Here is a 5383-nt window from a genome sequence, read left to right as displayed (position 1 = left end):
ACGAATCGAACGCGGCGCCTTGCTGCTGGCCAAACAGGCACGTCAGCGGATGAGCACGACGGCCCCTCATCTGCACGTTCTGGTGACGGGAATGCAGCGTTCCGGCACCAACATGCTGATGGATGTGCTGGAACGCAGCTGGGATACCGATCTCTACCATGAGACAGACGCGCGCGCTTTCGATACCTACGAGATGCGCCCGCGGCCGGTGATCCATGCGTTGATTGAGCGCTCGCCAGCGCCGATGTTCGTCATCAAGGCGCTGTGCGAACTGGATCAACTCAAAAGTCTGCTGGACGAATTTGCGCCGGCCAAATCGGTGTGGATGGTGCGCGATTACAATGATGCGGTAAGCTCGGCGCTGGTGTCATTTCGTAATTTTGCCGCGCAGGTGGGGCGCATCGCCACGGACCGCAATTCCGACGGCTGGCGCGGGCGCGGCATGTCGGATGAAACCCATGCGCTGGTGCGCAACCTGTATACGCCCGAAATGAACGATGCCACGGCGGCGGCGCTGATCTGGTATTTCCGCAACGTGCTGTATTTTGAACAGCATCTGCACCAGGATGAGCGCGTGATGCTGGCGCATTACGAAAACCTGGTGACTGCTCCGCAAGTCGAGTTCCCGCGCATTTTTGACTTTCTCGGGCTGGATTATTCGCCGTTTGTCAGCCGCAAGGTGTTTGCCAGCTCGATTCGCCGCCGCGAACCCCCTGCGATAGCTGCGCCGGTACGCGAATTGTGCGTGGCGCTGACCCAACGGCTGCAAGCCGTCAGCACCCGGACCTGACCGGGATGACAATGTACACCGCCATTGCTGCCAATATCCTGTTCCCGTTGCACGAGCGGCTCAAACACCACACAACTGTTGCGGTGCACCGTGGCATGGAACAGACTCAGTGGTGGGACACAAAACGCCTGCAAGTTTTGCAACTGGAACGTCTGCGTGCCTTGCTCACGCATGCGCAGACGCATGTGCCGTACTACCGCGAACTGTTCGGGCACATCGGTTTTGAGCCAGCGGCCCTGGCTTCGCTGAGTGATTTGGCGCGCTTGCCGTTCCTGACCAAGGTCGAGATACGTAGCCACCTGGAAACCCTTAAGGCCGACAATGCCATCGGTCTGGCGCGTTTCAATACCGGCGGTTCCAGCGGCGAGCCGCTGATTTTTTTCATCGGCCGCGAGCGTGTCAGTCACGATGTGGCCGCTAAATGGCGAGCGACACGGTGGTGGGGGGTAGACATCGGCGATCCGGAAATTGTAATTTGGGGCTCACCGATTGAACTCGGCGCACAGGACAAGGTGAAGCTGATACGTGACAAGCTGTTGCGTACGAAACTGCTGCCGGCGTTTGAAATGTCCGCCAAAAAACTTGACGGCTTCATCCGGGAAATTCGCGCCATGCGCCCGAAAATGCTGTTCGGCTACCCGTCGGCGCTGGCGCATATCGCGCGCCACGCCGACGCACATGGCATAGCCATGAATGATCTGGGTATCAAGGTTGCCTTCGTTACCTCGGAAGCGCTGTACGATCACCAGCGAGCACAAATTGAAAAGACTTTCGGTTGCCCGGTAGCGAATGGCTACGGCGGCCGCGACGCCGGCTTCATCGCGCACCAGTGCCCGGCTGGTGGCATGCACCTCACCGCCGAGGACATCATCGTGGAAATTGTCGATCCGCAAGGCAATGTGTTGCCGCACGGCGAGTCCGGCGAAATTGTGGTGACGCATCTGGCCACCGGCGATTTTCCGTTTATCCGCTACCGTACCGGCGATGTCGGCGTGCTCGATGACCAGCCCTGCGCCTGCGGGCGTGGCTTGCCCTTGCTGAAAGCCATCGAAGGGCGCAGCACCGATTTCGTGGTGGCGCAGGATGGCACGGTGATGCACGGCCTGGCGCTGGTGTATGTGATCCGTGATCTGCCCGGAGTGCGGCAGTTCAAGATTGTGCAGGAAAGCCTGACGCTGACGCACGTCCTGCTGGCTACCGACAACCAGTTTGACGAAGCAAATACCGGCAGGATCATGCAGGGTATCCAGCAGCGCCTTGGCCCGGGTGTGCGCGTGGAGATAGAGCGGATGGATGAAGTGCCGAAGGAGAAATCCGGTAAATACCGTTATGTCATCAGCCATGTGACACCATCGTCCGAAGCCGGAAATTGCAGGAGAAATACAACATGAGTTTGAGGGATTTATTTGTATTTGCCGCAGTGTTTGGAAGCCTGCCTTTCATCCTGAAAAAACCATATCTCGGTATTTACATGTGGTCATGGCTGGGTTACATGAACCCGCATCGCCTGGCGTGGGGGTTGGCTTACGACTTTCCGTTCGCGTTTGTTGTGGCTATCGTCACCGTGATGGGAATCGCTTTTTCAAGTGAGTCCAAGCGTATTCCGTGGACGCGGGAAAATATTGTTTTGCTGATAATGATCGGCTGGATGTTGGTCACTACCATATTCTCTTTGTATCCAGATCTGGCGTGGCTGCAGCTGGAGAAGGTGGCGAAAATTCAATTGATGGTTTTCCTGACCATGATGCTCATCAATACGCGCGAGAAACTTGAAACGCTGGTATTGATCATTGCGCTGTCGCTGGGTTTCTATGGGATCAAAGGCGGTATTTTCACGATTGTACATGGAGGTGCCTATCGGGTGCAGGGGCCATTCGGCACCTTTATTGGCGGCAACAATGAAATGGCGCTGGCTTTGATCATGACTATACCGCTGATCTGGTATTTGCATCTGAATGCGCGTAAAGCCTGGTTGCGTCATGGTTACACGGCGGCGTTGTTTCTGTGCGCAATTGCGGTGGTGGGCAGCCAGTCGCGTGGTGCCCTGGTGGGTGGATTGGCCATGGGCACTTTCCTCTGGCTGAAAACACGCAACAAGCTGTTTACCGGTTTGATCATGGCGCTGGCTGTGGCGGCGATCGTCAGTATCATGCCGGCAGAGTGGTACCAGCGCATGAACACCATCGATACCTACCAGACTGATGATTCTGCGCAGGGGCGCATCAATGCCTGGTGGACCGCATTTAATCTGAGCAAGGACAGGCCTTTGGTCGGGGGTGGTTTCGATACTTTCCAGCCCGGTGTGTTCAAGGTATATGCGCCCAATCCTTACAATGTCCACGATGTACATAGCATCTATTTCGAGATGCTGGGCGAGCATGGTTATGTCGGCTTTGGCCTGTTCATGCTGCTGGCCTGGCTGACCTGGCGCAAGGGCGCGCGGATTATTCGCGAATGCGGCAAAGACCCAAATCGAAAATGGGCGGCCGATCTGGCGCGCATGCTGCAAGTCAGCATGATCGGCTTTGCTTCGGCGGGGGCGTTTCTGGGCTTGGCCAACTTCGATCTGTATTACCACCTGATCGCAATCATGGTGATGACCGGAGTGATTGCGCTCAAGATCACAGTACCAGCGGGTACAGCGCTGACAAACCAGCCGTTGCGTAAACCGCAAGCTTTTGTGAGGAGAGGTATGGACAGGAACAAAACCACATAGGATCGGTAGGGTGCAATAAGCGCAGCGCATTGCACCGCATGCATCCGGCGCAATGCCCGTTGGTTATTGCGCCCTACACAGATTGGGAGATGGACTGCGCAAGCCACAGCCTTTTGTGAGGAGAGGCGGGGACAGGATTGACAGGAACAAAACCACATAGGATCGGTAGGGTGCAATAAGCGCAGCGCATTGCACCGCATGCATCCGGCGCAATGCCCGTTGGTTATTGCGCCCTACACAGATTGGGAGATGGACTGCGCAAGCCACAGCCTTTTGTGAGGAGAGGCGGGGACAGGATTGACAGGAACAAAACCACATAGGATCGGTAGGGTGTAATAAGCGTAGCGCATTGCACCGCATGCATCCGGCGCAATGCCCGTTGGTTATTGCGCCCTGCACAGATTGGGAGATGGACAATCATGTAGGTTGGGTTAGCGGCTTTATCGCGTAACCCAACTTGTAGCGCCGATGGATAGGCAACATACATCGACACCGCGTTTAGGAGGAGCATCAGGTTCTGTTGGGTTACGGCGCAAAAACCGCGCCTAACCCAACCTACTTATCTGCGGAGTATGTTTCGTAATGAATGGATTTGGATACTAGAGATCGCGTTTGCTCAGCCACTGCTCCAGCATCACCACCACCCAGATCATTACCCCATAATAGGTGGCGTGGCCGCTCTGGTGCTGGCGGCGCAACTCGGCCAGGTAAGCAGGTTGCAGGATATGGCGGCGCTCGAATGCGGCGAGACTGTCCTGTACGATTTCACGCAGTGGCGCATGGGTGGTTGCCCACACGCCGAATGGCAGGCCGAAGCCGTGTTTGGATTTGTTGATGATTTCATCGGGGAGCAGGTCGCGGACCGCTTCCTTGAAGAAATGCCGCAGGCGTGTGCCTTTGACCTTGAGATGCACCGGAACCTGGCCGGAAAAGTCGAGCAGAGCGTCATCGAGCAGCGGATAGCGTATTTCCACGCCGGCTGCCTCGGTCATGCGTCCGACCTTGCGCAGATCGTTGTCGGCCAGCGTGAACTTGAGATCCAGATGCATCATGCGATTGATGAAATGCTGCGAGTCGCTGCGCTGGTAGACTTCACGCAATAGTTCGCCGGGTTGGTCGGGTTGGATCCGGGCGAGAAAATCGGCGTTGAATATGTCGGCAAGCGGCGTGCGGTGCAGAAAGTTATACGACTCCATGCGATCAGGCAACGGTACATTGGCCTGGTGAAGATAGCTTTGCAGCTTGCGTCCCGGCGCCAGTGCCGCCAGGCCGGGCAGATGTGCCAGCGGCTCGATGACACCGGAACGCAGCCAGGGCGGAATCAGGCCATAAGCTTCGAAGATTTTTTGCTTGGCGTAGCGCGCGTTGCCGCCGAAAATTTCGTCGCCGCCGTCGCCGCCCAGCATGATGCGGATGCCGTCGTCGTGCGCCAGTTTGGCGCAGAAATAAGTGGGCACGGCCGACTCGTTGGCAAACGGTTCGTCGTAAGCCGCGCTGATAATGGGTATGGCGGTGACGATATCGGCGGGCTTGAGGTAATACTCGTGCGCGTTGGCAGCAAAGGTTCTGGCGGCCAATCGCGCAAATTCCATTTCGTCGAAGCCGTCCGCCTCGAAGCCGATGGAATAGGTGTTGACGGGTGTGTTGCCGAGTTGGGAGAGCGTGCCGGTGACCGTGCTGCTATCCAGCCCGCCGGAAAGAAATGCGCCCAGGTGGTTGCCCTGTGCAGCACGTGCCACCGAGTCGCGCAGTATGGGACGAAAATGCGCAGCCAGCTCGTCCTGTGATACGGAGTTGTGGTCGTCATAATGCAGGTGCCAGTAAAATCCGGTATTGAGCTGGCCATTGCGCCACTCCACAAACTGGGCGGGGAGCAG

4 protein-coding genes are annotated in these 5383 nt (G+C 57.0%); 3 read left to right on the top strand and 1 reads right to left on the bottom strand.

The window, feature by feature from the left end; genetic code table 11:
• From ACYCZJ_RS16345 to ACYCZJ_RS16335, 3 genes are all read left to right on the top strand, one after another.
• On the top strand, nucleotides 1–790 hold a 790-nt coding region (locus ACYCZJ_RS16345; RefSeq protein ID WP_461555286.1), incomplete at its 5' end, for a sulfotransferase family protein.
• A gap of 5 nt (nucleotides 791–795) precedes the next feature.
• A complete protein-coding gene (locus ACYCZJ_RS16340; protein ID WP_461555285.1) occupies nucleotides 796–2181 on the top strand; it encodes a phenylacetate--CoA ligase family protein in 1386 nt (461 codons plus the stop codon).
• Complete coding sequence (locus ACYCZJ_RS16335; RefSeq protein WP_461555284.1) at nucleotides 2178–3506, top strand: putative O-glycosylation ligase, exosortase A system-associated; 1329 nt, start codon at nucleotides 2178–2180, stop codon at nucleotides 3504–3506. The genes ACYCZJ_RS16340 and ACYCZJ_RS16335 overlap by 4 nt, the downstream gene beginning before the upstream one ends.
• A 599-nt stretch (nucleotides 3507–4105) precedes the next feature.
• Here ACYCZJ_RS16335 and ACYCZJ_RS16330 read toward each other — a convergent pair.
• The coding region (locus tag ACYCZJ_RS16330; RefSeq protein ID WP_461555283.1) for an asparagine synthetase B family protein at nucleotides 4106–5383 on the bottom strand (1278 nt) is incomplete at its 5' end.

It is taken from the genome of Sulfuriferula sp. (assembly GCF_054605375.1).
This window is presented reverse-complemented; position numbering and strand designations above follow the sequence as displayed.